The following is a 25,985-nucleotide window of genomic DNA, read 5'->3' as shown; positions in this document are numbered from 1 at the left end:
AGATGAATCAGAACGGAATATCGTCGTCAAAATCCATTGGCGGTTCGTTGTTGTTGCTGGCCGGCGCACTCTGCGGCTGCTGCGGACGGGACTGCGCGCCGCCGCTGAACTGATTGTTGTTGCCCTGCGGCTGCTGCGGCTGGCCCCAGCCATTGTTGTTGCCACCACCCTGCGCGCCTGCACCGGCATTACCGCCCTGCTGACGGCCGCCCAGCATCTGCATGGTGCCGCCGACGTTAACAACGACTTCGGTGGTGTAACGTTCCTGGCCACCCTGATCCTGCCATTTACGGGTGCGCAGCTGACCTTCGATGTAAACCTGTGAGCCTTTACGCAGATATTCACCCGCGACTTCAGCCAGTTTGCCAAACAGCACCACACGGTGCCACTCGGTGATCTCTTTGTTTTCACCGGTCTGCTTATCACGCCAGCTCTCCGACGTAGCCAGCGTAATGTTGGCAACAGCGCCACCATTTGGCATATAACGTACTTCCGGATCCTGACCCAGATTCCCGACAAGAATCACTTTGTTAACGCCACGACTGGCCATGTTGCTGTCTCCCGATGAGTTAATGCATTCAGTCTAATCCATCAATTCTAACACGTCCTGCTCACTGTTTCCCACTTTCGAGCCGCGTTCCGGTTTTAATCCTTCGCACGTCCGGACCACAGAGTACTGGATATTTATTCAGTCTATTTTTTGTGCCATAATGACACGTTTATTCTGGCCGTGTCGGCAAGGCGCGGTGAGTGCTGCTAATCCGGGAAAGGTGAATGGATAAGATCGAAGTTCGTGGTGCCCGCACCCATAATTTGAAAAACATTAACCTGACCATCCCACGCGACAAACTCATTGTGGTGACCGGCCTGTCAGGCTCCGGTAAATCCTCACTGGCGTTTGATACGCTGTATGCGGAAGGTCAGCGCCGCTATGTGGAGTCGCTCTCTGCGTATGCGCGCCAGTTTCTTTCGTTAATGGAGAAGCCGGACGTCGATCATATCGAAGGTCTGTCGCCCGCCATCTCTATTGAACAGAAATCCACCTCGCATAACCCGCGCTCGACGGTGGGAACCATCACCGAGATCCACGACTACCTGCGTCTGCTGTTTGCCCGCGTGGGCGAACCGCGCTGCCCGGACCACAACGTACCGCTGGCGGCGCAGACCGTGAGCCAGATGGTCGATCAGGTTCTGGCTCAGCCGGAAGGCCGCCGTCTGATGCTGCTGGCACCGGTGGTGAAAGACCGCAAGGGTGAGCACACCAAAACGCTGGAAAATCTGGCGACGCAGGGCTACATCCGCGCGCGTATCGACGGCGAAGTGTGCGACCTGTCAGATCCGCCGAAACTGGAACTGCAGAAAAAACACACCATCGAAGTGGTGATTGACCGCTTTAAAGTGCGTGACGATCTGGCGACGCGTCTGGCCGAGTCCTTTGAGACAACCCTGGAGCTCTCAGGCGGCACGGCGATCGTGGCGGACATGGATGACAGCGAGGCCGAAGAGCTGCTCTTCTCCGCGAACTTCGCCTGCCCGATTTGTGGTTACAGCATGAGTGAGCTGGAGCCGCGCCTGTTCTCCTTTAACAACCCGGCAGGCGCCTGTCCGACCTGCGACGGCCTGGGCGTACAGCAATATTTCGATCCGGATCGCGTGGTGCAGAACCCTGAGCTCTCTCTGGCCGGTGGCGCAATCCGTGGCTGGGATCGCCGCAATTTTTACTATTTCCAGATGCTGCGTTCGCTGGCGGATCACCTCAGTTTTGATATTGAAGCGCCGTTCGGCAGCCTGCCCGACAACGTGCAGAAAGTGATCCTGTACGGCTCTGGCAAAGAGAGCATCGAATTTAAGTACATCAACGACCGAGGCGACACCTCGGTTCGCCGTCATCCGTTTGAAGGCGTGCTCAACAACATGGAGCGCCGCTACAAAGAGACCGAATCCTCAGCGGTGCGCGAAGAGCTGGCGAAGTTCATCAGCAACCGCGCCTGTGCGAGCTGTGAAGGCACCCGTCTGCGTCGCGAAGCGCGCCATGTCTTTGTCGAAGATACCACGCTGCCGACCATCTCTGAGATGAGCATCGGTCACGCGATGTCCTTCTTTGAAAATCTGAAGCTCAGCGGCCAGCGTGCGCAGATCGCCGAAAAGGTGCTGAAAGAGATTAGCGATCGCCTGAGCTTCCTGGTGAACGTCGGCCTGAACTACCTGTCGATGTCACGTTCCGCTGAAACCCTTTCCGGTGGTGAAGCGCAGCGTATCCGTCTGGCGAGCCAGATCGGTGCCGGTCTGGTGGGCGTCATGTATGTGCTGGACGAGCCGTCAATCGGCCTGCATCAGCGCGACAACGAGCGTCTGCTCGGTACCCTGATTCACCTGCGCGATCTCGGTAACACCGTGATTGTGGTTGAACACGATGAAGATGCGATTCGTGCCGCCGACCACGTAATCGACATTGGTCCGGGTGCAGGCGTGCATGGCGGCCAGGTGGTAGCAGAAGGCACCGTGGATGAGATCATGGCGCAGGAAGCGTCCCTGACGGGCCAGTTCCTGAGCGGCAAGCGTGAAATCGCCGTGCCGGAGGCGCGGGTGAAGGGCGATCCGTCGAAGGTGCTGAAGATTACCGGCGCGCGCGGCAATAACCTCAAGGATGTCACGCTGACGCTGCCGGTGGGTCTGTTCACCTGCATTACCGGTGTCTCCGGCTCCGGTAAATCGACCCTGATTAACGATACGCTGTTCCCGATTGCGCAGCGGGCGCTGAACGGTGCCACCATCGCAGAGCCAGCCCCTTACCGCGACGTGGCGGGACTGGAGCACTTCGACAAAGTCATCGACATCGACCAGAGTCCGATTGGCCGCACGCCGCGCTCCAACCCGGCGACCTATACCGGCATCTTCACCCCGGTGCGTGAACTCTTTGCTGGCGTGCCGGAAGCGCGATCGCGCGGTTACACGCCGGGGCGTTTCAGCTTTAACGTGCGCGGCGGACGCTGTGAAGCCTGTCAGGGCGATGGCGTGCTGAAAGTCGAAATGCACTTCCTGCCGGACATCTATGTGCCGTGCGATCAGTGCAAAGGCAAACGCTATAACCGTGAAACGCTGGAAGTGAAGTACAAAGGCAAGAGCATTCACGAAGTGCTGGAGATGACCATCGAAGAGGCGCGTGAGTTCTTTGATGCGGTGCCGGCGCTGGCGCGTAAGTTGCAGACGCTGATGGATGTGGGTCTCTCCTACATTCGTCTCGGCCAGTCCGCCACCACCCTCTCCGGTGGTGAAGCTCAGCGCGTGAAGCTGGCGCGTGAACTGTCGAAGCGTGGTACCGGTCAGACGCTCTACATTCTTGATGAGCCGACCACCGGCCTGCACTTTGCCGATATTCAGCAGCTGCTGGAAGTCCTGCATCAGCTGCGCGACCAGGGCAACACCATCGTGGTGATTGAGCACAACCTCGACGTGGTGAAAACCGCTGACTGGATTGTCGACCTTGGCCCGGAAGGCGGCAGCGGCGGCGGCGAAATCCTGATTGCCGGCACGCCGGAGACCGTGGCGGAGTGTGAAAAATCGCATACCGCGCGCTTCCTGAAGCCCCTGTTACAGAAGTAATGATGCCAGGCCCGCCCCGTGCGGGCCTGCTTATTTCTGCTGCCGGTTCAGCCAGAAAAATGCAGAATCAGGCAAGATTCAGACATGTATAGGCATATACGCCTTTCCCCACGCTGACTATCCTTAAGCGGTTCCTCTTTGGCACGCCCCTGGCGTCGCCCTGTTTTTTGCAGCACCACTGCGCTGCTGCACTTCATCAGAAAACACTCACGACACATCGAAACTGGAGACACCATGAATATTACGCATGCGTATGCTGCTCAGGATGCAAAATCCAAACTGGCACCGTTCGATTATAAGCCGCGTGAGCTGCGCGCCCATGACGTTCAGCTTGAGGTGCTGTTCTGTGGCGTCTGCCACTCAGACCTGCATCAGGCCCGCAATGAGTGGAAAAACACGATTTTCCCTGTGGTTCCGGGGCATGAAATTGTGGGTCGCGTCACCGCGGTGGGCCCACAGACCCAGAAATACAAAGTCGGCGATCTGGTTGGCGTAGGCTGCATGGTGGATTCGTGCCGCAGCTGCCCGAGCTGTCAGCAGGGGCTGGAGCAATATTGTGAAAACGGTTTTGTCGGCACCTACAACGGTGAAGACCGCGAGACCGGTGCGATTACCTACGGCGGCTACTCAACGGCGATGGTTGTGGATGAGAGCTTTGTGCTGCGCATTCCGGAAAACCTGGATCTGGCGGGCGTCGCGCCGCTGCTGTGTGCCGGTATCACGACCTACTCGCCGCTGCGCCACTGGAATGTCGGCCCCGGCAAAAAAGTCGGTATCGTAGGCCTGGGTGGCCTGGGGCACATGGGCGTGAAAATTGCTCACGCGATGGGGGCGCATGTGGTGCTGTTCACCACCTCGCCGTCCAAAATCGAGGATGGCAAACGCCTGGGCGCCGATGAGGTGGTGATCTCCAAAGATCCTGAGCAGATGGCGCAGCACGCCAACAGCTTCGACTTTATCCTGAACACCGTTGCCGCTCAGCACGACCTTAACCCCTTCATCACCCTGCTGAAGCTGGATGGCAATATGACGCTGGTCGGCGCACCTGAGCACGATCACCCGGCTCCGCAGGTGTTTAACCTGATCTTCAAACGTCGCAGCATCGCCGGTTCACTGATCGGCGGTATCGCAGAAACGCAGGAGATGCTCGATTTCTGTGGCGAGCACGGCATCACCTCGGACATCGAACTGATCGCGATGGATCAGATCAACGAAGCCTATGAGCGCATGCTGAAAAGCGATGTGAAATATCGCTTTGTTATCGACATCAACACCCTGCGCGAGCAGTCGGCTGCCTGATCGGGTCGCCTGCACCCTCCTGCTCAGGCAGGAGGGTGTTAAAGCGCGGCCTGGCGCGCGGCGTCAACCTGCTGGAAGGAGGCATCGACCAGATAGTAGATCTGCGAATCCTTCAGCGACCCATCCAGGAACAGCGTGCTCCAGTGTGATTTATTCAGATGCTCGCTGGGAATAATGTCGCTATGCTCTTCGCGCAGCAGCTCTGCCAGTGCAGGCGTCGATTTCAGCGAAACCGCAGGCCGCCCTTTTACCTCATGTACCATCGCAAACAGCACGCCGTTGCTTTTGATCTGCGTGGCCTTCCAGTCACTGTGGACGCTCTGCTCTGCGCCCGGCTTGCTCATGCAGTAGGTCAGTAAGTCTGAGTGATTCATCACGATTCCCCTTGTAAAGTGGCGACAATCCGCCTGGCACCGCCCTCAATGCGATGCTCGCCCAGCCAGATACCCTGCCAGGTCCCCAGAACCAGGCGTCCCCGCTGAACCGGCAGCAAGAGCGACACGCCCAGGGTCGAGGATTTAATGTGCGCCGGCATGTCATCACGTCCTTCGTAGTCGTGCTGATAAGGCGCATTCTCCGGCACGTGCCGCAGGAAATGCTGCTCCATATCGCTGCGCACCGTCGGATCGCAATTTTCATTTAAGGTTAATGACGCTGACGTATGCTGCAACAGCAGATGCAGCAGACCGGTTTTGATATCACGCAATCCGGAGAGCGAGTCGGTGATCTCATCGGTGATGAGATGAAAGCCGCGCGGCTTCGCGCTCAGCGTAATAGTCTGTTGATGCCACATAGCTTATTCCTGAAACGGTTACCCCGTTTAAGTGTGCAGCATGTCGCCGAAAGGTAAACCCTGAGCCATAAAAAAACCGCCAGCGCGAGGCGGGCGGTTTGTTCACAGCAGGCGTGCCGTTACATCACCGCGGCAAAGGCTTCCGCCACCTGATGCACATTTTTGCTGTTCAGACCGGCCACACACATGCGGCCACTGCCCACCAGGTAGATGCCGAACTCATTGCGCAGGCGGTCAACCTGCTGCACGCTCAGGCCGGTGTAGCTGAACATGCCGCGCTGCTTCAGCAGGTAGTCGAAATTTTTGCCCGGCAGTGCCGTGCTCAGCACCCCGACCAGTGACTCACGCATCGCGAGAATGCGCAGACGCATCGTCTCCACTTCATCCAGCCAGCTCGCTTTCAGCGCGTCGTCGTTGAGGACGCGGGCCACGACCTGCGCACCGAAATTCGGCGGGCTGGAGTAGTTGCGGCGAACGGTCGCTTTCAGCTGGCCCAGCACGCGCGCTGACTCTTCGGCGCTGTCACAGACGACAGAGAGCCCGCCTACGCGCTCGCCATAGAGCGAGAAGATTTTAGAGAAAGAGTTGCTGACCAGTGCCGGCAGGCCGGCTGCCGCGACGGCGCGCAGCGCATAGGCATCCTGCTGCATGCCTTCACCAAAGCCCTGATAGGCGATATCCAGGAAAGGAATCAGCTGCTGTGCTTTCAGCACCTCAATGGTCTCATCCCATTGCGCATTGGTCAGGTCAGCGCCGGTCGGGTTATGGCAGCAGGGGTGCAGTAACACGATGCTCTGCGCTGGCAGCGTTTTCAGGGTATGGATAAAGGCATCAAAACGCACTCCGTGAGTTTCGGCGTCATACCAGGGGTAGCTCTTCACCTCAAAACCTGCGCCATTAAAAATCGCGATATGGTTTTCCCAGGTGGGATCGCTGACCCAGACGGCCGACTGCGGGAAGTAACGCTTAAGGAAGTCTGCCCCGACTTTCAGCGCACCCGATCCCCCCAGCGTCTGAATCGAGGCGATACGACCCGCCTGCAGCACCGGATGGTCGGCACCAAACAGCAGCGGCGCGATCGCGTTGCGGTAGCTGTTCAGGCCTTCCATGGGCAGATAGAGCGATGCCTGCTTTGGCTCGGCATTGAGCTGCTCTTCAGCAGCCGCTACGGCCTTCAGCTGCGGGATAATGTTCTGCTCGTCGTAGTAAAGCCCGATGCTCAGGTTAACTTTGTGTTCGCGCGGATCTTGTTTAAAGGCTTCCATCAACGACAGAATCGGATCGCCCGCATAGGCATCAACGTTTTGAAACACGGTGTAGGTCTCCATGATTGGTCCAGAGGTAAAGAGGGCTAAACCCGATAGCGTCCCGGACGGTGGTTCACTGCAATAATCAGATTGAGGATCACGGCTCCTGCAATGGAGGCCAGCAGGATGGGGCCACTGACCACAAACAGGGACGCCAGCACGACGCAGGTGTCGACCGCCATCTGCAGTTTACCCGCGCGGATCCCAACGCGATCCTGTAGCCACAGCGCCAGAATATTGATGCCGCCCAGGCTCGCCTTATGACGAAACAACACTATAAACCCGATCCCCATGATGACGTTACCGAACAGTGTCGCATAGAACGGATTGAGATCGGAAAAGTGAACGAACAGCGGGTGCAGCTGAGTAAACAGCGACACCAGCCCGACGGCACCGAAGGTTTTCAGGGTAAATTCCCAGCCCATGCGTTTTACCGCCAGCCAGTAAAAAGGCAGGTTGATCAGGAAAAATGCGCTGCCAAAGGAGAGCGGAGAGAGGTAGCTCAGCAGAAAGGCGATACCGGCAGTGCCGCCCGTCAGGGCACCCGCCTGTTTCAGCATAATAACGCCGAACGAAACCATCAGGGTGCCCAGCACCATCGCCAGCGCATCTTCGATACGCGAATGCGGGACGCGGGAGGGTTCTGCGATGTTATCCATGGGGGTTGTCTCAGTGCAAATGATGCGGTTGCAATGCAAAAAACGCACCATTGCCGCAGCCTCATTCGGCTGCTGGCCGGAGGATGGTGATATCCCGTTGATATCTAAGGCGCTTTATAACAGGGTTTTGTGCATAACTTCCGGTCAAACCGTCACTCCATGCGCAAAAACCCGTTACGATGCGTATTCTTTGCGTTTATAGTCGCCAGTCTGCACCAAAAACGCACAGCACGCACCTTTTTAGCGCGTTTTGCTCGCAGGCAGCATCATCAGGCCATTCTCTTTCATGCGCCCCAGCACCACGGAGGTTTTGACGTGAGACACGCTCTGATGGCCCGCCACTAACTGGCTGATAAGCGCACTGAGGGAGTTAAGATCGGCCACCGCCACTTTAAGCAGATAGTCAGCGTCACCGGTGGTTTTGTAGGCGTCGACAATCGCCTCTTCCTGCTCCACCATGCGGTGAAAGCTCTCCACATATTCGGTGGTGTGGTTGATTAAGCGTACCTCTATCAGCCCCACCATCCCCAGGCCGATGGCATCGGGCGAGAGCCGGGCGTGATAGCCCAGAATCAGATTGGCCTGTTCCAGATTGATGCGGCGGCGGGAACATTGCGAGGCGGAGAGGCCAACCAGGTCGCTGAGTTCCTGGTTAGTAAGACGGCCGTTAGCTTGTAATAAAGTCAGGATTTTCAGGTCGTAATCGTCTACGTGAGTCATTCCGTTTCCACAGCGTGAGAGGCGTCGCTTTGTTACAGATAACCCGATAACCGGAGAGGTTGTCCAACACTATTTTCTGATGATGGGAGCTGTCATGCACAGATCGTGCATGACAGCACAAAGCGCAGATTATTCGTCGTCGTATTGCGGGCCGGCGTAGTTGTCGAAGCGTGACCACTGACCATTAAACGTCAGCCGCACCGTACCGATTGGACCGTTACGCTGTTTACCCAGGATGATCTCGGCGATCCCTTTGAGATCGCTGTTCTCGTGGTAGACCTCGTCACGATAGATGAACATGATCAAATCCGCATCCTGCTCGATCGATCCCGATTCACGCAGATCCGAGTTAACCGGACGCTTATCGGCACGCTGCTCCAGTGAGCGGTTAAGCTGCGACAGCGCGACCACCGGCACATTAAGCTCTTTGGCAAGCGCCTTGAGCGAGCGGGAGATCTCCGCAATCTCCAGCGTTCGGTTGTCCGACAGCGATGGCACGCGCATCAGCTGCAGGTAGTCGATCATGATCAGGCTCAATCCGCCGTTTTCACGGTAGATACGCCGGGCACGCGAACGCACTTCAGTGGGAGTCAGGCCGGAAGAGTCATCGATATACATGTTCTTCTTCTCCAGCAGGATACCCATGGTGCCGGAGATACGGGCCCAGTCCTCATCATCAAGCTGGCCGGTTCGGATGCGGGTCTGGTCGACGCGGGAAAGCGAGGCCAGCATACGCATCATGATTTGCTCGCTGGGCATCTCCAGACTGAAAATCAGCACTGGCTTATCCTGCAGCATCGCGGCGTTTTCGCACAGGTTCATCGCAAAAGTGGTTTTACCCATCGAAGGACGGGCGGCGACGATGATCAGGTCTGAACCCTGCAGGCCAGCGGTCTTTTTATTCAGATCCTGATAGCCGGTGTCGACGCCGGTGACGCCATCGTGCGGGGTCTGATAGAGCGACTCAATACGGGAGACGGTCGATTCAAGAATCTGCTCGATGTTCTTCGGCCCGGCATCTTTATCTGCGCGCGCTTCGGCAATCTTGAAGACGTTCGATTCCGCAAAGTCGAGCAGCTCTTCGCTGTTCCGCCCCTGCGGATCATAACCGGCATCGGCGATCTCGTTGGCAACGGAGATCATCTCGCGTACGACCGCACGTTCGCGCACGATATCGGCATAGGCGCCGATGTTTGCTGCACTTGGGGTGTTTTTCGCCAGCTCAGCCAGGTAGGCGAACCCCCCCGCCATCTCCAGTTCGCCACGGGTTTCCAGTGACTCGGAGAGCGTAATCAGGTCAATGGGCTTGCTGTTTTCCAGCAACCGCTGCATCTCTGAAAAAATCAGCCGGTGCGAGCGGTTGAAAAAATCATTCGCGACGACGCGCTCAGAGACGTTATCCCAGCGCTCGTTATCCAGCATTAACCCACCGAGCACCGACTGCTCCGCTTCCAGCGAATGCGGGGGCATTTTCACGCCAGCCAGCTGGCGATCCTGCGTTTCGTTCGATTTGTTGGTGGGTTTATTTCCTGCCATAGTGAATGCATTACCGATCTTCTGTGGGGACGCGCAAGTATACCTTAGTTGGGGTGCGTGCCTCACCCTCATGATGAAACAATCACAGGAGTCAGAATGGCAAAGCGTATTCAGTTCAGCGCGCACGGCGGACCGGAAGTGTTAACGTGGACGGATTTTGACCCGGCTGACCCGGCTGAACATGAAGTGCAGGTGGAACACCGCGCGATCGGGATTAATTACATCGACACCTATGTGCGCAGCGGCCTCTATCCTGTGGCGGCGTTTCCTTCGGGGCTGGGTACGGAAGCCGCAGGCGTGGTGTCGCGGGTGGGCCGTGGCGTCACCCTGTTTAAACCCGGCGATCGCGTGGTCTACTGCCTGGCGTCAATGGGGGCCTACAGCGAAGTCCATAACGTGGCCGAAGATCGCCTGATGCATCTCCCGGAGGCGATCAGCTTTGAACAGGGTGCCGCCAGCTATCTGAAAGGGCTGACCACGCAGTATCTGCTGCGGCAGACCTATAAAATCAGCGCCGGCGAGACCTTCCTGTTTCATGCCGCAGCAGGCGGCGTCGGTTTAATCGCCTGTCAGTGGGCAAAAGCCCTGGGCGCACACCTGATTGGCACGGTCGGCTCTGCGGAAAAAGCAACCATCGCCAGAAACGCCGGGGCCTGGGCGACCATCAACTATCGCGAAGAGGATATTGCCGCGCGCGTCAGCGAGCTGACCGACGGGAAAAAAGTGGGTGTGGTGTATGACTCTGTCGGCAAAGATACCTGGGAAGCGTCGCTGGATTCCCTGCGCCGTCACGGGCTGATGGTCAGTTTCGGTAACGCGTCCGGGCCGGTAACCGGCATCGACCTCGGCATTCTGAATAAGAAAGGCTCGCTGTTTGTTACCCGCCCTTCGCTGTTTGGCTACATCACCAACCGCCAGGAGCTGGAAACGGCCAGCGCCGAACTCTTCTCGCTGCTGGCAAGCGGCGCAATCAGGGTGGAGGTACCGGAGCAGCAGAAGTTTGCGCTGAAAGAGGCCAGCAAAGCACATCAGATCCTGGAGAGCCGTGCCACGCAGGGTTCCTGCCTGCTGATCCCCTGACCGGACAAACAAAAAGGGCTTCCCGCAGGAAGCCCCTCTCTTTTTTATTTTTTGTTCGCGCTGGTGTAGGGACAGCGGCGATGAATTCCTGTCGCGTCGATGGCACATCGCGTTGACAAGAATCATCCTGCCAGAAAACATAAGTAAAAAATATGTTTAATTGCAGATTGCGGCTTTGCAATCTCTCACTCTGTGATCACTCCCGCAATTATCGCCAGCTTTTCCGGTCTAACCTGTTGATCTTACGTCTTAGCTTACGTCGTGCCCGCGCCTCGCTGTCGCCAAAGAAGGCGCGATGCAGCCAGACCGCGATCACGGCCAGCACCAGCCACGGTAACACTTTGATAACAAGTGCAAACAGCCCGCCGACAAACATCACCAGGGTGGCGACCACCAGTGCTGCCAGCACGCCCAGCAGCGACACGCCGGTCAGCAACAGCATCAGGAAAAACCCCAGTACAAATAAAATTTCCACGTCAGGACTCCTTTATCCACTTTCATACCAAGACAGTTACAAAAAGCGTGCCAACAGGTAACCTATTGAATAGTCGTGGTTTACGGGAAGGGGGTGTGAGATAACCTGGTGAAAAAGACCAGATGATGGCGTAAAAAAAACCAGCCTGAAGGCTGGTTTTCTGTGACGTCAGCGGATCAGGCTTTCTGTGGAATCTTATCCGCCACCAGCGCCAGCGCCGCTTCCAGAACGCGCACATCCGCCCCCGGCTTATGCGCATTTTCACTCAGATGGCGTCGCCACTGGCGTGCGCCCGGAATGCCCTGGAAGAGTCCCAGCATATGGCGCGTGACGTGGCCCAGATAGGTGCCCTTCGCCAGTTCCGCTTCAATATAGGGATACATGGCGCGTACCACCTCAACCGGGTTAGCCGCCGGATGCTGACGTCCGAACAGCTGCTGGTCGACCTGCGCCAGAATGCCGGGGTTCTGATAGGCTTCACGGCCCATCATCACGCCGTCAAGGTGCTCCAGATGCGCCTGTGCCTCTTCCAGCGTTTTCACGCCGCCATTAAGCGCAATCGTCAGATGCGGGAAATCGCGCTTCAGCTGGTAGACGCGGGGATAATCCAGCGGGGGGATTTCGCGGTTCTCTTTGGGGCTGAGGCCGGAGAGCCAGGCTTTGCGCGCATGGATGATAAATGTTTCGCACTCGCCGCGGCCCGCCACCGTGCCGATAAAGTCGGTCAGGAAGGCATAGCTGTCCAGCTCATCAATCCCGATACGGGTTTTCACCGTGACCGGAATCGACACCACGTCGCGCATCGCTTTCACGGCATCTGCGACCAGAGTGGCTTCGGCCATCAGGCAGGCACCGAAACGGCCATTCTGCACCCGATCAGAGGGACAGCCGACGTTCAGGTTGATCTCATCGTAGCCGCGCTGCTCCGCCAGCTTCGCGCACTGCGCCAGCGCCGCCGGATCGCTTCCGCCCAGCTGCAACGCAACCGGGTGTTCAGCGTCACTGTAAGCCAGATAATCCCCTTTGCCATGGATGATCGCGCCGGTCGTCACCATTTCGGTGTAGAGCAGGGTGTCGCCGGTCAGCTGACGATGAAAATAGCGACAGTGCCGATCGGTCCAGTCGAGCATAGGGGCGATGGAGAAGCGTTGCGAAGAAAAAGTAGCCATGTAGCGCAGACAATCCGGTAATTAAGGGTGATGGAATTCTGTGCAAGGATAACACAAGGGCGGGCGATAGTGCATCGCCCGCCCCCGGAGAGCCGGGATAATCCGCTTAGAAGTTAAAGCCCAGTTGCATCATCGCGCCCCAGGTATTGTTAGCACCGACGGAGCCAGCCAGATCCAGATGGACAGCTTTGTTAAACGGCGACAGACCAAAACCTGCCGTGGCCACATTTTCGTCGTTAGACCGCATATCCGCCCGATAACCCGCGCGCAGCTGCAGCCAGTCAAGTACGCGGTACTCCGCACCCACTGCCGCATACTGGCTGTTATCCTGGGTCTTGAAACGTTTCGTTTCCGTGAGATCCACATCGCCGGTCACGGTAAACGGACCTTTATCCCAGGACAGGCCGGTGGTGACCAGCGGGCGAATCTGGTAGGTGTCGCGGAACCCGTTAACCTCCCGGGTCTGCAGATCGCGTGAAACCAGGTTCTGTCCGGTCACACCCAGCGTCCAGTTTTCAGCAAAGGTGGTCGCCAGACCGGCATCAACGTTAAAGCCGGTGTCGGTGCTGCGATACTGACTGTTGTTGATGTCATTTTTGTCGTAGTTATAGATGCTGGCAGTGTAGTTATAGAGCCAAGTTTTCTGCACTTTTGGCGTCACGCCCACCGACACCGGCTGACCGGCGACAGTGAACTCATGCGCCACCGCCACACCATAATCGGTAACCAGCGCCGCTAAGCCGTTCGCACTGGAGCGAAGGTTATTCTGATCGCCCGGAACGGGCAGAATCGTACCGTTAGCAACCCCGCGCAGGTAGTTGATATCACCCTGTACCACGTTAGCCCGGACGTGTGCCGTTCCGTAGGCTTTGGCGATAAAGGCGAAAGGCAGCGTTTCATTGGGGATTGTCACGGCGACGGCCGCACCCGCACTGCCGTCCGCTTTGTTACCGCGCAAATCGCTGAGCTTGTCAGCGACATCGCCGGAGGCAGCACGCAGTTCAGGATAACCACGCAGATAATCGGCAAACGTCAGGTTACCAATCACACCGCGGTAGCGATCCACGGTGTCGGTAATATCATCGACTTTATCGATCAGCTTATCTTTGTCCGTTACCTGAATGCCTGCTGAAGGAATAATAATGCTGACATTATCGTCAGATTTAGCACGCGTCATTAATGCCGGGTTCGCCAGCACTGCAGAGCCATAAACAGAAGATGCCACGCCGGTGCCGCCCATGGCGTCATTACGTGCATCATACCAGGTCCCTGCCGCCATGGCGGAAGAAGAAAGGAAAAGCGCGGTCGCTGCAGCGGAACAGATCAGCGCTGAGCGTTGAGCGGATTTTTTCACCATTTGCCTGCCATCACCTGAGAAAGTGTCGTTGATACATTCAACAACTGAATAGTTTGTCAGCCCTATTGTGAACCCTGGCTAACGCGTTATTGCTGTGAATTCAAAGGAAACAGTGTCTTAATTCAAAGGATTGGACGTTTTACGACCAGAATTAGCGTGTAATTATTAAAAACGGACCGGCTAATTTCAAATAATGTCAGACTTTTATTAAGTCTTTCTGAACATTACTTCTTAACTCAGTGAGATGCAAAGCAAAAGGACAAAAAATTCTGCTCCGGTTGATTTACAGGTGGATCGGTTTTTTCGTCAGATTTGAGATAGAGAGGAGCGAAAATGCCACAGGCGCTGTTTTTTCAGGCTAATTGTGCTGTTTTAAAAGACAGAAACGCGCTTCAGCACCCCGACAGGTTATGTGATAAAATAACATCACTTATTCAGCGGAGAATTTTCATGACTACCATGACGTCGCAGCAAATTTTGATTCAGGCCGAAAAAATGTGCCTGCAACGTGGTGTGCGTCTGACTTCGCAGCGCGCTGAAGTGTTGCGTCTGATGGCGGAACAGCCGGGCTCAATCAGTGCCTACGATCTGCTGGATCAGCTCCGGATCAGCGAACCTCAGGCCAAACCTCCCACGGTTTATCGTGCGCTCGACTTCCTGCTGGAGCAGGGTTTTGTGCATCGGGTGGAGTCCAACAACAGCTATGTGATGTGTCACCATTTTGAGGCGCCGGCTCATACGTCGGTCATGCTGGTCTGTGACCGTTGCGCCGCCGTCACCGAGAAGCAGGCGCAGGGCGTGGAAAAGATTATCGCCACGCTGGCGGGTGAAGCGCAGTTTGCCCTGCGTCACAGCGTGATCGAAGCCCATGGCTTATGCGAAAACTGCGCGGAAGCAGACGCCTGCACGCAGCACGAAAACTGCGGACATGACCATCAGGATGAGGGTAAAAAGCGCGGACGACGGGGATAAGCGGCGGAACGATCACTATCGGACTAAAGACGTTCTGCCTGCTCAGGCCGCAAACCAGCTGTGCTGCCGCCAGTGCCTGCGCCAGATGAGCCACAGTGAGAGGCCGCGCAGTGCGAGGAAAACCGTTACCGCCAGCCATAAACCGTGATTGCCCAGCACCGGCACGCTCAGCAGCGTCAGAAAATAGCCTGCGGCTGCCACCACCATGCTGTTACGCATCTCACGTCCGCGCGTTGCGCCGATAAACATCCCATCCAGCAGATAACACCAGACGCCGATCAGCGGCATGATCACCTGCCAGACCAGATAGCGGTCGGCCGCCTGCTGCACTGTCTGCAGAGAGGTCAGCAGCATCACGATTTGCGGGCCGGTAAAGGCATAAACCAGCGAGAAGAAGAGCGCCACCGCCGCCGCCTGTCGGCAGGCAGAGTGCCAGACGCGCAGCAGTTTGCTGCCATCTTTTGCGCCATGCGCTTCGCCTGCAAACGCTTCGACGGCATAGGCAAAACCATCGAGCGCGTAGGCGGTAAAGGTAATGAACATCAGTAATACGGCATTCACCGCGACCACCTCCGGCCCCAGCCTGGCGCCCAGCACGGTCAGCGAGGCGAAACAGAGCTGCAGCATAAGAGAGCGCAGCATAATGTCCCGGTTGAGGCGCAGCAGCCGGGCGCTGTCACCGCGCCAGCTCTGTTTCAGCAGGCTGAACGGAATGCCGCGCAGCTTCAGAACCCGCCAGACCATCATGCCGCCGACGCCCAGCGTAATATATTCCGCCAGCGCCGTGGCGGTGGCTGCCCCCGCAACGCCCCAGTGCAGCCCCATGACCAGCCAGAGGTCGAGCACGATATTCACCAGGTTCCCCACCACCAGCAGGATCACCGGCGCACGCGCATACTGCACGCCCAGCAGCCAGCCCAGAATCACCAGGTTCGCCAGCGTGGCAGGCGCACTGAGCCAGCGGATCTGAATAAACAGTCCGGCCTGCGCCAGTACCAGAGGATCGCCGCCAACCAGATGGGTGGCCAGCTGAATAATGGGGTAACGCAGCGCGACAAACAGCAGACCCGCCAGCAACGCCATGATCAGCGGCTGGATCAGGGCGCGTGCCAGCGCCGCTTTGTCGCCTGCCCCGAAGGCCTGTGCCGTCAGGCCCGTGGTGCTCATGCGAAGGAAAAGCAGCAGCATAAAGAGGAAGCTGGTGACGGTCGTCCCGACCGCGACCCCGCCAAGATAGACGGGGCTGTCGAGATGACCGATCACTGCCGTATCGACCACGCCCAGTAAGGGAACGGTGATATTTGACACGATCATGGGCAGCGCGAGCCGCCAGAGATTTTTATCGGTTGCCGTGATAAAGCGCATTCGCCATTCCGTGCTCAGTGTCGCTGCGCAGAGGCGGCAGCGACAAAATCAGGGCAGACAGAATAGCACCAGAAAAGGCGAATGCACGCAGGCGTCAGAATCAGAGCCATTCGCCGTTGCGTACGACACCCACCGCCAGACCTTCCACGGTCAGTGACTGGGCACGCGTATCGACAACAATCGGGTCGAAATCGCTGTTTTCAGGCAGCAGATGCACGATAGCACCCTGCTTTTTCCAGCGTTTCACCGTCACTTCATCGTCAATGCGGGCCACCACGACCTGGCCATTGCGCACATCCTGCGTTTTATGCACCGCGAGCAGGTCGCCGTCCATAATCCCGATATCTTTCATCGACATTCCGCTGACGCGCAGCAGGAAATCCGCCGAAGGTTTGAACAGGCCCGGATCGACTTTGTAATGCGTCTCGATATGTTCCTGCGCCATGATGGGCTCACCGGCAGCAACCCGGCCAATCAGCGGTATGCCTTCTGAGGCTTCTTCTTCCATTAACAGACGGATGCCGCGCGATGCGCCGGAGACAATCTCAATGACGCCTTTGCGCGCCAGCGCTTTCAGATGCTCTTCTGCCGCGTTTGGCGAACGGAAACCCAGCTGCGCGGCAATCTCGGCACGCGTAGGCGGCATGCCTGTTGAAGTAATATGGTCGCGAATCAGGTCATAGACCTGCTGCTGCCTGCTGGTTAATGCTTTCATCCCGCCCCCTGGTTGTTTATACAGTCGCTGTGAGTATATACAGGTATTGGCGAAATGAAAACCGATTGTCAGGGAAAACGCGGCCTGAGCCGCGTTATGGAAGGTTTATCGCAAATGTGTCCAGAGCAGCGCGATCCAGACAAACAGGGCCAGTAAGATAGCCAGCAGTACCGCTGCCGAACCCATATCTTTTGCCCGGCCCGCGAGCGGATGATGCTCCTGACCGATGCGATCGACCACCGCTTCAATGGCGCTATTGAGGATTTCGACGATGACCACCAACACCACCGACCCAATCATAAGGATGCGCGAGATCACATCAACGTCCAGCCAGCACGCGATAATGATCGCCGCCAGCGCAGCCAGGGCTTCCTGACGAAACGCCGCTTCATGTTGCCACGCGGCACGCAGCCCCTGCCAGGAGTAACCTGCGGCTTTTACTATTCTGATAAGTCCGGTGGCATTATTTGCCATGTGTGGGAACCCTTTTATCGGATTGACGTCAATGTCTGGGCTGCGTGCATTTGGCACCACCACAGATCTTCGCTGCACTTTCTGGTATGCTTGCGGCGCTTTGCTAACAAGAGGCTTCATGTTGTCTATGTCAGGTTGGCGTAAACTTTATTATAAATTGCTTAATTTACCACTCTCGTTTCTGGTAAAGAGTAAGGCCATTCCGGCCGATCCCGTGTCTGAACATGGTCTGGATCCGACCCGACCTATTATGTATGTTTTGCCTTACGATTCGAAGGCTGACTTACTGACTTTGCGCGCGCAGTGTCTGCGGCATCATCTGCCCGATCCGCTCTCTCCACTGGAGATTGATGGTTCCCTGCTGCCTCGCCACGTCTTTATCCACGATGGCCCGCGCGTCTTCCCCTATTTTGTACCCAGCGTGGAATCGGTGAAAATTTTCCACGATTACCTGGACCTGCATCGCAATAATCCCACGCTGGATATTCAGATGCTGCCCGTCACCGTGATGTTTGGTCGCGCACCGGGACGTGAAGTTCAGGGCGAAGCCACACCACATCTGCGGGTGCTGAACGGCGTGCAGAAGTTCTTTGCGGTCATCTGGCATGGGCGCGACAGCTTTGTCCGCTTCTCGCCGACCGTGTCGCTGCGGCGTATGGCCACGGAACATGGGACAGATAAGTCGATCGCGCAGAAGCTGGCCCGCGTCGCGCGTATCCATTTTGCCCGTCAGCGGCTCGCTGCGATTGGCCCGCGTTTACCGGCCCGTCAGGATCTGTTTAATCGCCTGCTGCAATCCAAAGCGATTGAAAAAGCCGTAGAAGATGAAGCGCGCAGCAAAAAAATCTCCCATGAGAAAGCGCAGCAGAATGCCGTCGAGATGATGGAAGAGATTGCGGCGAACTTCTCCTATGAAGCGATTCGCGTCACTGACCGGGTGATGGGCTGGCTCTGGAGCCGTCTCTATCAGGGCATCAACGTCAATGGCGGCGAAAAAGTGCGCCAGCTGGCGCAGGATGGTCATGAGATTGTCTACGTGCCCTGCCACCGCAGCCACATGGATTATCTGCTGCTCTCCTACGTGCTCTATCATCAGGGCTTGGTGCCGCCGCACATCGCAGCAGGCATCAACCTCAACTTCTGGCCAGCCGGTCCGATCTTCCGTCGTCTGGGTGCCTTCTTTATCCGTCGCACCTTTAAAGGCAACAAGCTGTACGCCACGGTGTTCCGCGAATACCTCGGTGAGCTGTTCACCCGGGGTTACTCGGTTGAGTACTTTGTCGAAGGTGGCCGTTCACGCACGGGCCGTCTGCTGGACCCGAAAACCGGCACGTTAGCCATGACGCTGCAGGCGATGCTGCGCGGCGGCAATCGTCCCATCACGCTGGTGCCGATCTACATCGGATATGAGCATGTGATGGAAGTGGGTACTTACGCCAAAGAGCTGCGCGGCGCGGCAAAAGAGAAAGAGGGCTTCATGCAGATGGTGCGTGGCCTGCGTAAGCTGCGCAATCTCGGTCAGGGTTACGTTAACTTTGGCGAACCGCTGCCGCTGGTTAACTATCTCAACAAGCGCGTGCCGGAATGGCGTGACTCGATCGATCCGATTGAGCCACAGCGTCCCGGCTGGCTGACCCCGACCGTGAACGATATTGCGGCTCGCGTGATGGTGCGGATCAATGAAGCCGGCGCGGCTAACGCCATGAACCTCTGTGTTACGGCCCTGCTTGCCTCACGTCAGCGCTCACTTACCCGCGAACAGTTGATTGAACAGCTGGAGTGCTATACCCAGCTGCTGCGCAATGTGCCTTACTCGCCGAATGCGACCCTGCCCGATCTCTCTGCGGAAGCGCTGCTGGATCACGCCCTGGGCATGAACAAGTTTGAGAGTGAAAAGGACAGCATTGGCGACATCATCATTCTGCCGCGTGAGCAGGCGGTGCTGATGACCTATTACCGCAACAACATTCATCACATGCTGGTGATGCCGTCGCTGATTGCCGCCATTGTTCAGCAACACCAGACGCTGAGCGAAGCGGAACTGCTGCGTCAGGTCAGCCTGATCTATCCGATGCTGAAGAGCGAACTCTTCCTGCGCTGGGAGACGGATGAGCTGCCGCAACTGCTGACTGAACTGAGTCAGGAGCTGGCGCGTCAGGGTCTGATTACACTTGAGGCCGGAGAACTGCGCTTTACCGCGGCGCGCTATCGCACGCTGCAACTGCTGGCCGCCGGTGTGCGTGAAACGCTGCAGCGTTATGCCATTACCTTCTCGATTCTCAGCGCCAAGCCGACGATTAACCGCGGCACGCTGGAGAAAGAGAGCCGGACGCTGGCACAACGTCTCTCCGTGCTGCACGGTATCAACGCTCCGGAGTTCTTCGACAAAGCGGTCTTTACCTCACTGGTTCTGACGCTGCGTGATGAAGGCTATATCAGTGACAGCGGAGATGCGGATGTGGCGCAGACCCAGGCCACCTGGCACATCCTGGCTGACCTGGTGACCAGCGATGTCCGGATGACCATTGAAACGGCTGTCGCGCACGACTGATACCCGTGTAAAGCAAAAAAGGCGACCTTAGGGTCGCCTTTTTTACAGGTCTGGTCCGATTCGCTGTGAGAGGGTGCCAGCTCAGGGAACACGGTCAGATCGGAAAGACGCAAAAGCCGTCATCCATGACCCGCTCGGCCCGCGCCGTCCTGGCGCGGGACGCTTTCCTCTTCTGACCGTGTTCCCTGCGTGCTGAAATTATTCATTGCTGCCGGATTCACCCGGCATCAGGCCTGGTGACCTCCCGAATCGCCTTACTGCATCTGAAACTCTCAGTCAGAACAGCTGAGTGAACGGCGGCGTATTCATTAAAATGCCGAGGAAAAGCACCATCCCGACATAGTTGTTATTGAGGAAAGCCTGGAAACAGGGCTTACGTTCGCGCCCGGCTATCAGCTTCTGCTGATAAACAAACAGGGCGGCAGCCAGCAGCAGCGTCCAGTAGAAGGCGCTGTTCAGGTGCAGCATCGTCCCCACCCACGCCATCAGCAGCAGGGTTGCCAGTTGCAGCAGACCAATAATCAGCTTGTCGAAGCGACCAAATAAAATGGCGGTCGACTTCACCCCAATCTTCAGGTCATCGTCCCTGTCCACCATCGCATACTGCGTATCGTAAGCAACCGTCCAGCAGATGTTGGCAATGAACACCAGCCAGCAGACCAGAGGTAAGGACTCACTAACCGCACACCAGGCCATAGGGATCGCCCAGCCAAATGCGGCCCCCAGTACGACCTGCGGCAGATGGGTATAGCGCTTCATAAAGGGATAGACCCAGGCCAGCGCCAGCCCCACCACGGAAAGCATGATGGTCATCAGGTTCATGGTCAGCACCAGCGCAAAAGCCACCAGCCCCAGAATCACAAACAGCAGCTTCGCTTCTCTGGCACTCACCGCGCCGCTGGCCAGCGGCCGATGTCGGGTGCGCTCAACGTGACCATCCACTTTACGATCGGCATAGTCATTGATGACACAACCCGCCGCCCGCATCACAAAGACCCCAGCCACAAACACCACCAGCACCGGTAAAGGCGGCATCGCCATGTCAGCCAGCCAGAGTGCCCAGAGCGTGGGCCACATCAGCAGCAGCGTACCGATCGGTTTATCGATGCGCATCAGGCGGCTGTAGTCCCGCCATTTATTCATACTTAAGCTCTTTTCCACCACAAAATCCTCAGACCAGATCGCGATAGAGCGGCGATGCCGGTAAAAACAGTTCAGTCAGCAGCAGCGGCTTGCCGGAGAGGCGCAGACGCGACCGCCGTCCCCACAATGCATCAATCTGTCCGGGTTCAATAAAATCGCGGGTCAGCGTCGAAGAGGAGAAAAGATAGCGACCCAGAGGACGGGTACCCAGCTGCTGCAGCATCGCCTCAGGCCCGTTGAGGGTGCTTTCCGGCACCAGGGTGCGGCCCGCCAGCCAGGGCTGATCGTCGCCGAACAGCAGCACTTCACGCAGCCAGAAGCGTTCATCATCCGGCAACAGGGCGCGTTCCTCGCCCAACTCGCTGGCGTCGATAAAGCCTTCGCGCAATGGCTGAACCGTCACCCGCTGACAATGCTGTTCAAAACGGCGCGTCATTGAATCCTCTTCCATCAGCCAGTCGAGCAACGGCGGCGCAAGGGCTGCCTGCGATGGAGAAAGCCAGTTGAGCGCACCTAATAAGCTGAGCGCGTCTTGAGACATAGCACCACTCCCGGTAATTTTGAGGTCGGTAGTTTAGCGCAGAGACGCGATGCGAACACCTGCCGTCGCACCAGACGGCAGGTGAATTATTCGCGTTTCAGCCGGTTGCTGTTTGCCAGCCACAGCGTAATGACCAGCATCAGTATCGCCGCCGAGTAGCAGAGCGTATCGAAGGGATTTTTGTGATCGACAATAATCAGGCGGATGATCGCCGTGATGCCGATGTAGACAAAATAGCGCAGCGGAAAGTGATAGCCGGACTGAAAGTACTTCACAATCAGGGCAATAAATTCGAAGTAGAGGAAATAGATCACGATTCCCTCAATCAGCAGATAGGAAGAGGCCTGCTCGCCGGTATTAAACAGCACGTTTGCCAGATGGATCGTCTCTTTGCCTAAAAAGACGATCAGGATGATCGCCAGACTCAGCAGGCCCACATTCAGCACCCATTGCAGTGCTGTTGCAAGGTGGCGGGCCAAAGGATTTTTGTCACTCATGTTGCGCCTTAAAATGGAGTTATCAGCGCGCATCATCATGCGCGAGTGTGATGTAAATCACAATAACTCCTCAGGCTTCGACATCCACACAGAGTGCATCATAGCGCCAGTATTCACAGTCGCAGTCGATCACCGCTTTTTGCTGATTGCGGTTGATGCGGGTGATCAGCAGGCCGGGGCTGCCGGTCGCCACATTCAGCGCCGGTGCGGCAACGTCCGGCAGCGGGCCGGGCAGAATGGTAAAGCGCGCGCCACCGTAACGAATACCGTAGCGCTGGTCATAGAGGTCGGTCAGGGAGCGCGTCAGATCTTCCTCCAGCAGGCCAGGGAAAAAGTGCGGATTCAGGTAGTGTTCCACATAGAGTACCGCGCGCCCATCAATGCGCCGCAGACGGCGGATGCAGTAGACCACCGAGCCGGGGGCCAGACCCAGTGCTGTCGCCACGGCGTCCTGCGCGGCTACCTCGCCAGCCGCAATAACCTCCGTCGTCGCCCGCCGCCCCTGCTCCGTCGCCATCGCATGAAAGTGGCTGTGGTGCAGCGGGTTGTAGACCAGCCGCGGCGGCGCGATAAACCAGCCCCGACGCAGCTCGCGGTAGATCATCCCCTGCGCTTCCAGCTTGCCCAGCGCTTCACGCAGCGTGATCCGCGTGGTGCTGAAAGCCTCGCTCAGGGCGCGTTCCGCCGGCAACCGCCCGCTCTGAAACTCGCCATCCCGGATACGGCTCAGCAGTGCACTGGCGATCGCCTCCGCCGTTTTGAGTGCGATTGACTCCACAACAGTAGCCTCATTCTGGTGCGACTCCGCACTATAACTGTTCAGGTTAACGCGCCTGTGACGGGCGGATGACCCGGGTCTGCTGCCTTTCTTCCCCCGTATCGCGCGATTCTGTCATAAATCGTTCATATACAGGGGCTACATTGGCTCGGTTCTTGCTGGACTAGACCAGTCAGGCCCCTCAACTTACACCCGGAGCAACTGAGATGAAAGCGTTTATCGCCTCTGTAGTAGCCAGTGCTGTAGTGCTCACCCTGCCCGTCGCGCAGGCCGCCGATAACGACCTCGCCGCGCTGGAAAAAGCGGCGCGCAGTGAAGGCCAGGTCAACAGCGTCGGGATGCCGGACAGCTGGGCCAACTGGAAGGAGACCTGGAGCGATCTCAACAGCAAATATGGCCTTAAGCACAGCGACACCGATATGTCATCGGCGCAGGAGCTGGCGAAATTTGATGCGGAGAAAGATAACGCCAGCGCTGACATCGGCGACGTCGGCGCGGCCTTTGGCCCCATCGCCGTGGCGAAAGGGCTGACGCAGCCATATAAACCGACCCACTGGGATCAGATCCCGGCCTGGGCCAAAGATAAAGAGGGTCACTGGGCGCTGGCCTATACCGGCACCATCGCTTTCCTGATCGACAAGCAGCAGGTTAAGGATATCCCCCACAGCTGGGCCGATCTGAAAAAAGGTAAGTATGTGGTTACTATCGGTGATGTCGGCGTGGCAGCTCAGGCAGCCAACGGTGTGCTGGCGGCAAACTACGCATTAGGCGGCGACGAGAAGAACCTGAAACCGGCGCTGGCATTCTTTGCTGACCTGGCAAAACAGGGGCGTCTTGGCGTGACCGATCCGGTGATCGCCAACATCGAAAAAGGGGAAGTGCAGATGGCGGTGGTGTGGGACTTTAACGCCCTTAACTACCGTGACCAGATTGATAAAAGCCGCTACGAAGTGGTGATCCCCTCTGACGGTTCTGTGACTTCCGGTTACACCACCCTCATCAACAAATATGCGAAACATCCTGCCGCGGCAAAACTGACGCGCGAATATATCTTCTCAGACCAGGGTCAGATCAACCTGGCGAAGGGCTATGCCCGTCCGATTCGTGCCGAGCATCTGACGCTGCCTGCGGATGTTCAGGCTCGCCTGCTGCCGCAGTCAGAGTACAAAAATGCCCGTCCGGTTAAAGATCAGGCCGCCTGGGATAAATCGTCAAAAATGCTGCCGCGCCTGTGGCAGGAAAACGTCATCATCAACATGCAGCAGTAATCTGCGGCGGGGAGAGGAAATGAAGACTATCCTGGTGGTGCTGGATGGGCTGAGCAATCAGGTCGCACAACATGCAATGGGTTATCTGCATGCCGAATGTTCGCAGGGCAACGGTTTTTACTATCGTCTGACCTGTGAACTGCCTTCGCTGTCGCGGCCGCTTTATGAGTGCATTCTGACCGGCGTCCCGCCGGTCAGAAGCGGCATTATTCACAATGGCGTCAGCCGGTTAAGTCGCGAGCGCAGCATCTTTCACTTTGCCCGTGCGGCAGGCCTGACCACCGCGGCGGCAGCCTACCACTGGGTAAGTGAACTTTATAACCGCACCCCGTTTGTTCCGGCGCGCGATCGTCATACGGACGCACCGGAACTGCCGATTCAGTATGGTCATTTTTACTCTGACGACAGCTATCCCGATTCGCATCTGTTTGAAGACGCAGAGAGCCTGCGGCTGCGTCACGATCCCGACTTTCTGCTGATCCACCCGATGAACATCGACGACGCCGGTCATAAATCGGGGCTCTCCTCACCACAGTACCGCAACCGGGCGCGCATCGCCGACGGCCTGCTATCGCAGTGGATGCCGCTGTGGCTGGCCGAGGGCTATCAGGTGATGGTGACCGCCGATCACGGTATGAATGACGATCGCTCCCATGGCGGCATTCTGCCTGAGGAGACCACGGTGCCGCTGTTTGTCTTTGGCCGGGCCTTCTCGCTGCAGCCTGACCTGGCACCGCAGCAGACCGATCTGTGCGGCACCCTGTGCGAACTGCTTGAGGTGCCGCATGACAAACCGGTCTGCCGCGGGCTGCTGGCGGAGCCACCGAGATGAGGAGAAAAGGGTTTGCCCTGCTGCTGCTGCTGCCGTTTGCCCTGTTCTGGGTCGCCTTTCAGCTGGCACCGCTGCTGTGGATCGCCATCAACAGCTTCTGGAGTGAGATGAACAGTCAGTGGGGCTGGGATAACTATCACGACATCCTGACCTCGCCCTTTTATCAGCAGGCGTTTCGTTTTTCGCTCGATATTTCGCTCTGGTCAAGCGTCTATGGATTAGTGATTGCGCTGGTTACCGGCTATTCCCTGCACCAGCTCGGCGGCGGGCGACTGCAGCGTTTCCTGCTCTCCTTTACCAACATGACCAGCAATTTTGCCGGTGTACCGCTCGCCTTCGCCTTTGTGATCCTGCTGGGGCTGAACGGCTGTCTGACGCTGCTGCTGCGTCACTACGGGCTGATTGAGAGCTTCCGGCTCTTTTCGCGCAACGGCATGGTGCTGGTCTACACCTGGTTCCAGATCCCGCTGGGCGTGCTGCTGCTCTACCCGGCGTTCGACGGTCTGAAGAAAGAGTGGCAGGAGTCAGCGGCTCTGCTGGGGGCCAGCCGCTGGCACTATGGGTGGCACATCGCCCTGCCGATTCTGTTTCCGGCGCTGCTTGGCACCTTTGTTATCCTGCTGGCGAACGCGCTGGGGGCTTACGCCACCATTTATGCCCTGACTACCGGAAACTTTAACGTGGTGCCGGTGCGCATCGCCGCGCTGGTTTCCGGGGATATCTCGCTGGACCCCAACACCGGCAGCGCGCTGGCGATGCTGCTGGTAGCGATTATGGCGCTGATCACCCTGGTGCAGCAGTATCTGGTGCGCCGCAGCTATCTTAACGCGAAACAGCCCTGAAGGAGCCGT

Annotated in this window: 25 protein-coding genes; 8 read left to right on the top strand and 17 right to left on the bottom strand. The window is 57.4% G+C overall.

What is annotated here, in order from left to right; all coding sequences use genetic code 11:
- Positions 1 to 7: 7 nt before the first annotated feature.
- Positions 8 to 550 carry a single-stranded DNA-binding protein SSB1 gene (gene ssb1 / locus F3I47_RS10055; RefSeq protein ID WP_009092599.1) on the bottom strand — a complete coding sequence of 181 codons (543 nt, stop codon included), beginning with the start codon at positions 548 to 550 and terminating at the stop codon, positions 8 to 10.
- Positions 551 to 774: 224 nt separating this feature from the next.
- On the opposite strand from ssb1, the gene uvrA reads away from it, so the two are divergent.
- Positions 775 to 3,603 (top strand): excinuclease ABC subunit UvrA, encoded by a 2,829-nt coding sequence (gene uvrA, locus F3I47_RS10050; protein WP_046101018.1) that lies wholly within the window; start codon positions 775 to 777, stop codon positions 3,601 to 3,603.
- Positions 3,604 to 3,837: 234 nt separating this feature from the next.
- Positions 3,838 to 4,902, top strand: coding sequence for an NAD(P)-dependent alcohol dehydrogenase (locus tag F3I47_RS10045; protein WP_009092601.1), 1,065 nt, complete (start codon positions 3,838 to 3,840; stop codon positions 4,900 to 4,902).
- A 38-nt stretch (positions 4,903 to 4,940) separates the two neighbouring features.
- Here the strand turns inward: F3I47_RS10045 and F3I47_RS10040 are convergent, their stop codons facing one another.
- The 6 genes from F3I47_RS10040 to dnaB all read right to left on the bottom strand — a co-directional run bounded on the left by F3I47_RS10040 (position 4,941) and on the right by dnaB (position 9,917).
- A complete protein-coding gene (locus F3I47_RS10040) occupies positions 4,941 to 5,276 on the bottom strand; it encodes an MmcQ/YjbR family DNA-binding protein (protein ID WP_009092602.1) in 336 nt (111 codons plus the stop codon).
- Positions 5,276 to 5,695, bottom strand: coding sequence for a secondary thiamine-phosphate synthase enzyme YjbQ (locus F3I47_RS10035; RefSeq protein WP_009092603.1), 420 nt, complete (start codon positions 5,693 to 5,695; stop codon positions 5,276 to 5,278). The genes F3I47_RS10040 and F3I47_RS10035 overlap by 1 nt, the downstream gene beginning before the upstream one ends.
- A gap of 119 nt (positions 5,696 to 5,814) precedes the next feature.
- Complete coding sequence (locus tag F3I47_RS10030) at positions 5,815 to 7,008, bottom strand: amino acid aminotransferase (protein WP_009092604.1); 1,194 nt, start codon at positions 7,006 to 7,008, stop codon at positions 5,815 to 5,817.
- 38 nt (positions 7,009 to 7,046) lie between these two features.
- Complete coding sequence (locus F3I47_RS10025; protein WP_150028764.1) at positions 7,047 to 7,661, bottom strand: YitT family protein; 615 nt, start codon at positions 7,659 to 7,661, stop codon at positions 7,047 to 7,049.
- Positions 7,662 to 7,901: 240 nt separating this feature from the next.
- Positions 7,902 to 8,381 (bottom strand): Lrp/AsnC family transcriptional regulator, encoded by a 480-nt coding sequence (locus tag F3I47_RS10020; RefSeq protein ID WP_111208872.1) that lies wholly within the window; start codon positions 8,379 to 8,381, stop codon positions 7,902 to 7,904.
- A gap of 129 nt (positions 8,382 to 8,510) precedes the next feature.
- Complete coding sequence (dnaB, locus tag F3I47_RS10015) at positions 8,511 to 9,917, bottom strand: replicative DNA helicase (RefSeq protein ID WP_009092607.1); 1,407 nt, start codon at positions 9,915 to 9,917, stop codon at positions 8,511 to 8,513.
- A 96-nt stretch (positions 9,918 to 10,013) separates the two neighbouring features.
- Between dnaB and F3I47_RS10010 the strand changes: the two genes are divergently transcribed.
- Positions 10,014 to 10,997 (top strand): quinone oxidoreductase, encoded by a 984-nt coding sequence (locus tag F3I47_RS10010; protein ID WP_150041137.1) that lies wholly within the window; start codon positions 10,014 to 10,016, stop codon positions 10,995 to 10,997.
- A gap of 208 nt (positions 10,998 to 11,205) precedes the next feature.
- On the opposite strand, the gene pspG is transcribed toward F3I47_RS10010, so the two are convergent.
- From pspG to traF, 3 genes are all read right to left on the bottom strand, one after another.
- Positions 11,206 to 11,472, bottom strand: coding sequence for an envelope stress response protein PspG (gene pspG / locus F3I47_RS10005; protein WP_009092609.1), 267 nt, complete (start codon positions 11,470 to 11,472; stop codon positions 11,206 to 11,208).
- 176 nt (positions 11,473 to 11,648) lie between these two features.
- Complete coding sequence (dusA, locus tag F3I47_RS10000) at positions 11,649 to 12,641, bottom strand: tRNA dihydrouridine(20/20a) synthase DusA (protein WP_150028766.1); 993 nt, start codon at positions 12,639 to 12,641, stop codon at positions 11,649 to 11,651.
- Positions 12,642 to 12,747: 106 nt separating this feature from the next.
- Entirely contained in the window at positions 12,748 to 13,998 is a 1,251-nt protein-coding gene (traF, locus tag F3I47_RS09995) for a conjugal transfer protein TraF (protein WP_009092611.1), read from the bottom strand.
- A 450-nt stretch (positions 13,999 to 14,448) separates the two neighbouring features.
- Between traF and zur the strand changes: the two genes are divergently transcribed.
- Positions 14,449 to 14,970 carry a zinc uptake transcriptional repressor Zur gene (zur, locus tag F3I47_RS09990; RefSeq protein ID WP_009092612.1) on the top strand — a complete coding sequence of 174 codons (522 nt, stop codon included), beginning with the start codon at positions 14,449 to 14,451 and terminating at the stop codon, positions 14,968 to 14,970.
- Positions 14,971 to 15,012: 42 nt separating this feature from the next.
- Here zur and dinF read toward each other — a convergent pair whose 3' ends face one another.
- From dinF to F3I47_RS09975, 3 genes are all read right to left on the bottom strand, one after another.
- On the bottom strand, positions 15,013 to 16,335 hold the full coding sequence (dinF, locus tag F3I47_RS09985; RefSeq protein WP_150028767.1) for an MATE family efflux transporter DinF: 1,323 nt from the start codon (positions 16,333 to 16,335) through the stop codon (positions 15,013 to 15,015).
- A gap of 100 nt (positions 16,336 to 16,435) precedes the next feature.
- Positions 16,436 to 17,050 carry a transcriptional repressor LexA gene (gene lexA / locus F3I47_RS09980; protein ID WP_009092614.1) on the bottom strand — a complete coding sequence of 205 codons (615 nt, stop codon included), beginning with the start codon at positions 17,048 to 17,050 and terminating at the stop codon, positions 16,436 to 16,438.
- A gap of 105 nt (positions 17,051 to 17,155) precedes the next feature.
- Entirely contained in the window at positions 17,156 to 17,524 is a 369-nt protein-coding gene (locus F3I47_RS09975) for a diacylglycerol kinase (protein WP_009092615.1), read from the bottom strand.
- 127 nt (positions 17,525 to 17,651) lie between these two features.
- Between F3I47_RS09975 and plsB the strand changes: the two genes are divergently transcribed.
- On the top strand, positions 17,652 to 20,075 hold the full coding sequence (gene plsB, locus F3I47_RS09970) for a glycerol-3-phosphate 1-O-acyltransferase PlsB (protein ID WP_009092616.1): 2,424 nt from the start codon (positions 17,652 to 17,654) through the stop codon (positions 20,073 to 20,075).
- A gap of 276 nt (positions 20,076 to 20,351) precedes the next feature.
- Here the strand turns inward: plsB and ubiA are convergent, their stop codons facing one another.
- From ubiA to F3I47_RS09950, 4 genes are all read right to left on the bottom strand, one after another.
- Positions 20,352 to 21,218, bottom strand: coding sequence for a 4-hydroxybenzoate octaprenyltransferase (ubiA, locus tag F3I47_RS09965; protein ID WP_370461972.1), 867 nt, complete (start codon positions 21,216 to 21,218; stop codon positions 20,352 to 20,354).
- Between the two features lie 28 nt (positions 21,219 to 21,246).
- On the bottom strand, positions 21,247 to 21,759 hold the full coding sequence (gene ubiC, locus F3I47_RS09960) for a chorismate lyase (protein WP_058956993.1): 513 nt from the start codon (positions 21,757 to 21,759) through the stop codon (positions 21,247 to 21,249).
- A gap of 86 nt (positions 21,760 to 21,845) precedes the next feature.
- Entirely contained in the window at positions 21,846 to 22,256 is a 411-nt protein-coding gene (psiE, locus tag F3I47_RS09955) for a phosphate-starvation-inducible protein PsiE (RefSeq protein WP_009092619.1), read from the bottom strand.
- Positions 22,257 to 22,326: 70 nt separating this feature from the next.
- Positions 22,327 to 23,034, bottom strand: coding sequence for a UTRA domain-containing protein (locus F3I47_RS09950; protein WP_009092620.1), 708 nt, complete (start codon positions 23,032 to 23,034; stop codon positions 22,327 to 22,329).
- Positions 23,035 to 23,240: 206 nt separating this feature from the next.
- On the opposite strand from F3I47_RS09950, the gene F3I47_RS09945 reads away from it, so the two are divergent.
- The 3 genes from F3I47_RS09945 to F3I47_RS09935 are packed head-to-tail and all read left to right on the top strand — an operon-like array spanning position 23,241 to position 25,976.
- On the top strand, positions 23,241 to 24,302 hold the full coding sequence (locus tag F3I47_RS09945) for an ABC transporter substrate-binding protein (protein WP_009092621.1): 1,062 nt from the start codon (positions 23,241 to 23,243) through the stop codon (positions 24,300 to 24,302).
- Positions 24,303 to 24,321: 19 nt separating this feature from the next.
- Entirely contained in the window at positions 24,322 to 25,134 is an 813-nt protein-coding gene (locus F3I47_RS09940) for an alkaline phosphatase family protein (protein ID WP_009092622.1), read from the top strand.
- Entirely contained in the window at positions 25,131 to 25,976 is an 846-nt protein-coding gene (locus F3I47_RS09935; protein ID WP_009092623.1) for an ABC transporter permease subunit, read from the top strand. The genes F3I47_RS09940 and F3I47_RS09935 overlap by 4 nt, the downstream gene beginning before the upstream one ends.
- Positions 25,977 to 25,985 lie beyond the last annotated feature (9 nt).

The organism is Pantoea sp. M_10 (assembly GCF_008631515.1).
Classification (GTDB): Bacteria; Pseudomonadota; Gammaproteobacteria; order Enterobacterales; family Enterobacteriaceae; genus Pantoea; species Pantoea anthophila.
Note: the sequence above shows the minus strand (reverse complement) of the source record. Positions and strands in the feature narration are given on the sequence as shown.

Bases quoted from the DNA above. Each gene is read 5' to 3' on its own strand.
- ssb1 (WP_009092599.1), bottom strand. From the start codon at position 550: ATGGCCAGTCGTGGCGTTAACAAAGTGATTCTTGTCGGGAATCTGGGT.
- F3I47_RS10020 (WP_111208872.1), bottom strand. From the start codon at position 8,381: ATGACTCACGTAGACGATTACGACCTGAAAATCCTGACTTTATTACAA.
- F3I47_RS09940 (WP_009092622.1), top strand. From the start codon at position 24,322: ATGAAGACTATCCTGGTGGTGCTGGATGGGCTGAGCAATCAGGTCGCA.
- uvrA (WP_046101018.1), top strand. From the start codon at position 775: ATGGATAAGATCGAAGTTCGTGGTGCCCGCACCCATAATTTGAAAAAC.
- F3I47_RS10035 (WP_009092603.1), bottom strand. From the start codon at position 5,695: ATGTGGCATCAACAGACTATTACGCTGAGCGCGAAGCCGCGCGGCTTT.
- zur (WP_009092612.1), top strand. From the start codon at position 14,449: ATGACTACCATGACGTCGCAGCAAATTTTGATTCAGGCCGAAAAAATG.
- dnaB (WP_009092607.1), bottom strand. From the start codon at position 9,917: ATGGCAGGAAATAAACCCACCAACAAATCGAACGAAACGCAGGATCGC.
- plsB (WP_009092616.1), top strand. From the start codon at position 17,652: ATGTCAGGTTGGCGTAAACTTTATTATAAATTGCTTAATTTACCACTC.
- F3I47_RS09935 (WP_009092623.1), top strand. From the start codon at position 25,131: ATGAGGAGAAAAGGGTTTGCCCTGCTGCTGCTGCTGCCGTTTGCCCTG.
- ubiC (WP_058956993.1), bottom strand. From the start codon at position 21,759: ATGTCTCAAGACGCGCTCAGCTTATTAGGTGCGCTCAACTGGCTTTCT.
- F3I47_RS09975 (WP_009092615.1), bottom strand. From the start codon at position 17,524: ATGGCAAATAATGCCACCGGACTTATCAGAATAGTAAAAGCCGCAGGT.
- dusA (WP_150028766.1), bottom strand. From the start codon at position 12,641: ATGGCTACTTTTTCTTCGCAACGCTTCTCCATCGCCCCTATGCTCGAC.
- lexA (WP_009092614.1), bottom strand. From the start codon at position 17,050: ATGAAAGCATTAACCAGCAGGCAGCAGCAGGTCTATGACCTGATTCGC.
- F3I47_RS10040 (WP_009092602.1), bottom strand. From the start codon at position 5,276: ATGAATCACTCAGACTTACTGACCTACTGCATGAGCAAGCCGGGCGCA.
- F3I47_RS10010 (WP_150041137.1), top strand. From the start codon at position 10,014: ATGGCAAAGCGTATTCAGTTCAGCGCGCACGGCGGACCGGAAGTGTTA.
- F3I47_RS10045 (WP_009092601.1), top strand. From the start codon at position 3,838: ATGAATATTACGCATGCGTATGCTGCTCAGGATGCAAAATCCAAACTG.
- dinF (WP_150028767.1), bottom strand. From the start codon at position 16,335: ATGCGCTTTATCACGGCAACCGATAAAAATCTCTGGCGGCTCGCGCTG.
- F3I47_RS09945 (WP_009092621.1), top strand. From the start codon at position 23,241: ATGAAAGCGTTTATCGCCTCTGTAGTAGCCAGTGCTGTAGTGCTCACC.
- F3I47_RS10025 (WP_150028764.1), bottom strand. From the start codon at position 7,661: ATGGATAACATCGCAGAACCCTCCCGCGTCCCGCATTCGCGTATCGAA.
- traF (WP_009092611.1), bottom strand. From the start codon at position 13,998: ATGGTGAAAAAATCCGCTCAACGCTCAGCGCTGATCTGTTCCGCTGCA.
- ubiA (WP_370461972.1), bottom strand. From the start codon at position 21,218: ATGAATAAATGGCGGGACTACAGCCGCCTGATGCGCATCGATAAACCG.
- psiE (WP_009092619.1), bottom strand. From the start codon at position 22,256: ATGAGTGACAAAAATCCTTTGGCCCGCCACCTTGCAACAGCACTGCAA.